The sequence below is a fragment of the Verrucosispora sp. SN26_14.1 genome, assembly GCF_004307965.1.
Taxonomy (GTDB): Bacteria; Actinomycetota; Actinomycetes; order Mycobacteriales; family Micromonosporaceae; genus Micromonospora.
This window is the reverse complement of the sequence record NZ_SISL01000428.1, coordinates 1-5,054: the sequence shown is the minus strand read 5'-3', so window position 1 is coordinate 5,054 and position 5,054 is coordinate 1. Positions and strand designations below refer to the sequence as shown.

Annotated in this window: 5 protein-coding genes and 1 pseudogene; 3 read left to right on the top strand and 3 right to left on the bottom strand. The window is 71.3% G+C overall.

Translation table 11 applies throughout. The annotated features are described in order from the left end of the window. Both EYA84_RS26130 and EYA84_RS26125 read left to right on the top strand, forming a co-directional pair. A pseudogene (locus tag EYA84_RS26130) lies at positions 1-314 on the top strand (hypothetical protein); the annotation flags it as partial. A gap of 131 nt (positions 315-445) precedes the next feature. Then, positions 446-1,030, top strand: a complete 585-nt coding sequence (locus EYA84_RS26125; RefSeq protein WP_131056278.1) for a YbjN domain-containing protein — start codon at positions 446-448, stop codon at positions 1,028-1,030. A gap of 66 nt (positions 1,031-1,096) precedes the next feature. Here the strand turns inward: EYA84_RS26125 and EYA84_RS26120 are convergent, their stop codons facing one another. From EYA84_RS26120 to EYA84_RS26110, 3 genes are all read right to left on the bottom strand, one after another. Continuing rightward, entirely contained in the window at positions 1,097-1,522 is a 426-nt protein-coding gene (locus tag EYA84_RS26120; RefSeq protein ID WP_131056276.1) for a globin, read from the bottom strand. A 62-nt stretch (positions 1,523-1,584) separates the two neighbouring features. After that, positions 1,585-2,949: an MFS transporter gene (locus EYA84_RS26115; protein WP_131056274.1), complete on the bottom strand. Its 1,365-nt coding sequence runs from the start codon at positions 2,947-2,949 to the stop codon at positions 1,585-1,587. Positions 2,950-3,162: 213 nt separating this feature from the next. After that, positions 3,163-4,224 carry a mechanosensitive ion channel family protein gene (locus EYA84_RS26110; protein WP_387261594.1) on the bottom strand — a complete coding sequence of 354 codons (1,062 nt, stop codon included), beginning with the start codon at positions 4,222-4,224 and terminating at the stop codon, positions 3,163-3,165. A 246-nt stretch (positions 4,225-4,470) separates the two neighbouring features. Between EYA84_RS26110 and EYA84_RS26105 the strand changes: the two genes are divergently transcribed. Continuing rightward, complete coding sequence (locus EYA84_RS26105; RefSeq protein WP_131056270.1) at positions 4,471-5,004, top strand: HNH endonuclease; 534 nt, start codon at positions 4,471-4,473, stop codon at positions 5,002-5,004. The last annotated feature ends 50 nt before the right edge of the window (positions 5,005-5,054 follow it).

Here is a 5,054-nt window from a genome sequence, read left to right as displayed (position 1 = left end):
AGGCCGCCGCGCACGGGGTGGCCGGTCGGGCGGTCGGGCAGCGGGCCCTGCGGGACGCCCTACTGGACCACGTGGCGGTGGTGGTCACGCCGGACGACGAGCCTGGCCGTCCGGTGGAGGTGACCCAGCGATTGGTGCAGGGTCTGGTTCGGATGGGTTTCCTGGGTGCTGCCGGGGATTCGCCGGAATCGGGCGCGGTCCAGGTCCGTGCGGCTGGCCGATGGGTCGGGCTGGTGGGACCGTATGGAGCTGTCTGGTCGCAGAAGGCCACGGATCTGGTCGTACGGCCCTCCGTGGCTCATGCGAACGGATGACCCTCGGTCATCCTTCTGGGCTGGGGCTGCCGTTGGGGGGGTGCTTCGTTCCGGCTGTCCGGGTACCGTCCATCCTCGGATCCAACCCACCGTAGGCGACTGGATCCGCTGGGGAGTGAGGTGCGCGAGCGATGCCGTGGTGGTCATGGCGCCCCGGTCCCGCCAGTGGCGGTGACCCGGAAACTCGAAGCAGGATCACGGTGGAGGGCACGGTCCGGGTCGGGCCGCCTCCGCCCCGCCAACCGGGGGACGACCGGTCGGGCGGGGAGCATCCGTTGATCGCCGACATGCCGGCAACCGTCGAACCGGTCACCCTGGGCCGGGTCTGCGATGCGCTCGACCTGCTCGACGTGCGCTATCTCGCCGACGGCGACGGCAACCTGTTGGCCATGTGGGAGCGGCACGCGGTGCTGGTCACGCTGGAGGGGCCGGAGGACGAGATCCTCGTGCTCCGGGCCAGGCCGCACGCGACCGTGCCGCCGGACTGGGCGGACCGGGCCTACCGGGTGGTCAACGAGTGGAACCACACCCGACGCTTCTGTAAGGCGTACGTGGGTGACGCCACCGAGCGGGGCCAGTTGCCGATCTACGCCGAGTTGCAGGTGCCGCTCGCCGCGGGGGCCCACGACGCCCTCCTGGTCGAGCTGCTGGACTGCGGGGCGGCAGTGGCCACCAGCTTCGTCGACTGGCTGCACGACGAGGGAGCGCTGCTCTGAGCCGTACGGATGCGGCCCGCCGCCGGGCAGGTGGCGGGCACGCACCCCGTGCCGGGTGACCACGGCTCATGCCGGCGCGGCCGGGTCCTCCATCACGTTGACCATGAAGAGGGCCGCCCGCTCCAGGTAGGTCCAGAGTTCGGTCTCGATCGTCGGCGGCAGGTCGAGAGTGTCGACCGCCCGGCGCATGTGCCGCAACCAGGCGTCGCGTTCGGCGGCGCCGATCCGGAACGGCGCGTGCCGCATCCGCAGTCGGGGGTGCCCCCGCTGGGACGAGTAGGTGTTCGGGCCGCCCCAGTACTGCATGAGGAACAGCCTCATCCGGTCGGAGGCCGGGCCCAGGTCCTCCGGGTACATCGGCCGTAGCAGCGGATCGGTGGCGATGCCGGCGTAGAACTCGTCGACCAGCTTGCGGAACGTGGGCTCGCCGCCGACGGCCTCGAAGAGCGTGACCGTCTCGCCGTTGCGCTCGGACTCACCTGCGGGATTCACCGTTCCATCCTGCCAGGCCCCATCGACCGTCGGCCCGCCCGGGACGGCCGGCCGGGGGTGGTTCAGCTCACCGCGTGCTGCGGCCGCCCCGGACCCACCTGTTCGGAGCCGGGCGCCTCCGGCCCGGGAGCACCGCCCTGAGCGGGGGCGGCACCGGCTCGCCGGGCCGCCTCGACGGAGGCGGCCACGGCCCGGTGGTCGGGCCAGCGGAGCGCCACGATCGACATCAGCAGCACGCCCGCGACGCTCCACACCCCGACCACGACGGGGATCGGGAAGCGTTCGGCGAGCAGCCCGGTCACCAACACCGCGGCGCCCTGGATCACCTGCACGCCGGTGGCCATCACGCCGAAGGCGCGGGCCCGGAAGCCGTCCGGCAGGGCCTGCACGAAGAGTCCGTTGGCGACCGGCAGCATGCCGGCGACCGCGAAGCCGGAGACGGCGGCGAGCAGGGCCACCATCACCGGAGAGGGGTCGAGCAACGACGGCACCAGGGCCAGCGGCGCGAAGACGGCCAGCGGGCGCATCAGGGCCAGTCGACGGGCCGGCCCGACGAGCCGCGCGATCAGCAGGCCGCCGAGGATGAAGCCGAGCGGGTGCGAGGCCATGATCATGGCTTGCGCCAGGCCGGTGTTCATCCCGTCCGCGCTCTCGTTCGCCCAGGCGGCGGCGAGCCCCTCGGGCACGATCGAGAAGAGCATGGCGCTGAAGACCAGGACGGCGATCGCCCGCAGCACCGGCGTCCGGAAGACGATCCGGAACCCGTCGCCGGTCTCGCGCAGCAGGTGACTGCGGTGGGCGGTGCTCATCGCCGGGGCCCGGTCGCGGACGCCGACCCGGACGAGCAGCGCGGAGAGCGCGAAGGCGACCGCGTTCATCAGCAGCGCGGCGGTCGGGCTCGCCGTCGCCACGACGGCGCCGAGCAGATAGCCGACCACCTGGGCGGCCTGCCCCACGCTGGCGTTGATCGAGAGCCCGACGACGAGCCGGTCGCCGGGCAGGATCAGCGGCATCAGGGCGGACCGGGCGGCCTGACTCGGCGGGTTGGCCAACGTGGTGGCGAACAGCAACGCCAGGATCACCGGCACCGGGATGCCCGGGATGGCGATGAGCAGCATCAGCGACATGCGGATGAGGTCGCAGACGACCATCACCTGCCGGTACCGGTGTCGCTCGGCGATGGTGGCCAGCAGGGGCCCGCCGATCAGCCAGGGCAGGTAGCTCACCGCGAAGGCGGCGGCGGAGAGGGCGACGGACTGGGTCGTCCGGTAGACGAGGAGGGTGACCGCCGCCTTGGCGACGTAATCGCCGATCCAGGTCAGCGTGTTGGCCGCGAATACGGCGCGGTACTCACTCTGGGCGAAAACTTCACGGAAGGTGGCCGGCCCTTCCGGAGAAGGTCGCTCGTCGGACACCTTCGCCTCCATCGTTCCGGTGGCGGGTCACTCGTGATGACCGTGCCGGAACCATCGTCAGATCTGCAGATCAGCGAGGACGTGACCGCGCTTGGTAGCGCGTGAACCGGATTCTGCCCGATCGTCTGACAACTGGCTAGGGCGAACGGGTGGACGGTCGCATCTCCGACTGAACGAACGGACGATACCCGAGGGGCCACTCGGCCGCGACCCCCGTCACGCCGCTCAGGTGGCACCCCCCTGACCGGTCTCACTATCGGAACGAGTAGGTAGCCCGGGATAGAGCCGTCCCACCGCGATCCGCGCCGTGATGCCGGAGTTCTCCAGCGCCTCGGCGAGCCGGCGACGCAACTCCCGACCGACGGCGAACTGTCCCTCGGCGGTGGTCTTGACCACCGTCCGGATGACCGTGCCCTCCACCGTCACCTGCTCGACGCCGAGCACGTCCGGTGGCTCCACGATCGACGCGGCCAGCTCCGGGTCGACCGCGACCGAGGCGGCGGCGGTCCGCAGCACCGCCATGGCCTCCTCGGTGCCGGCGAAGCCGATCGGCAGGTCCACCACCACCAGCGCCCAGCCCTGGCTCTTGTTGCCGACCCGGACGACCTCGCCGTTACGGATGTACCAGAGCACGCCCCGACCGTCGCGCACCGTGGTCACCCGTAGCCCGACCGCCTCGACCACGCCGGTCGCCTCGCCGAGGTCGACGTTGTCACCGACCCCGTACTGGTCCTCGATGAGCATGAAGAGCCCGGCGAGCAGGTCCTTCACCAGGCTCTGTGCGCCGAAGCCGAGAGCCACACCGGCGATGCCCGCGCTGGCCAGCAGCGGTGCCAGCTCGAAACTGAACTCCTTGAGCACCATCAGCACCGCGATGCCGTAGATGAACGCCGTGCTGATGCTGCGCAGCACCGAGCCGATCGCCTCGGCGCGCTGTCGGCGACGTTCCGGCACGAACTCGCCGGGTGCGGCGGTCGCGGTCGGGATGCGCTCGCGCAACGGGCGGAGCATGGTGGGCACCCCGGCGTCGCTGGTGGTGCGGACCAGACGGCGGAGCGTACGGTGCACCAGCCACCGGGCGGACATCGCGAGCAGCAGGATCAACAGGATCCGCAACGGCTTGATCAGGATCCAGTAGCTGCCCTCGGCGAACCACACCGAGTCGGAGAACTTCCAGACCCAGTTGCAGACGACCTCGTCCAGACACTCCGGGCTGGGTGTCTCGTCCGGTTCCGACGGGGTCGGGGACGGCGTGGGGACGACGGTGCGCAGGATGCTGACAATCACCCTGTGTTCGTACCGCAACCGCCCGACGGGTACACCGCCGCCCCACCGGACGGTGACGTCGGACCTCGACCGGTCGGAAAGCCGCCCCGGCTACCCAGGATTAGTACGTGCATTCGCGGTTCCGATCAGGGACGATTGGCGCAACGGACGTCGGTGAACCGGCCGGCGTCGACATGGTGTAGGGCTGTGTCCGACACCGGTCGGCGGTGGCGAGTGTGACTGCCGCTTGACCGGGAGGGTGACGCGATGCCTGACATACGACCCACGGTGGGCTCCGGCGCGCTGGTTCTCAACGCCACCTACGAGCCGCTGTGTGTCGTGTCGGTCCGCCGTGCCGCGATCCTCGTGCTCTCCGCCAAGGCGGTCTGCGTCGCCGACGGCGAGGGCATCCTGCACAGCGCACGCAACGCGCTCCCGGTGCCCTCCGTCGTCCGGCTCACCCGGTTCGTCCGGGTGCCGTACCGCACCCACGTCGGTCTGTCCCGCCGGGCGATCTTCGCTCGGGACGGCTGGCGGTGCGCCTACTGCCGGGGGCCGGCCGAGACCATCGACCATGTCTTCCCGCGCAGCCGGGGTGGTCGGCACGCCTGGGAGAACGTGGTCGCCGCCTGCGCCCGCTGCAACCACAGCAAGGGCGACAAGACCCCCGCCGAGATGGGCTGGCGGCTGCACTCCCCGCCGGCACCGCCGCGCGGGATCGCCTGGCGGGTGCTCGGGCACCGCGCCCCCGACCCGCGCTGGGCGGACTGGCTCGACCTGCGCGAGCCCGAAGCCGCCTGAGCCGCGCCCCCGGCGACCTGTCTCTTATACACATAACCGAGCCCACGAGA

Excerpts from the sequence above, each read along its gene's own strand:
- EYA84_RS26125 (WP_131056278.1), top strand. The coding sequence starts at position 446 with ATGCCGTGGTGGTCATGGCGCCCCGGTCCCGCCAGTGGCGGTGACCCG.
- EYA84_RS26115 (WP_131056274.1), bottom strand. The coding sequence starts at position 2,949 with ATGGAGGCGAAGGTGTCCGACGAGCGACCTTCTCCGGAAGGGCCGGCC.
- EYA84_RS26105 (WP_131056270.1), top strand. The coding sequence starts at position 4,471 with ATGCCTGACATACGACCCACGGTGGGCTCCGGCGCGCTGGTTCTCAAC.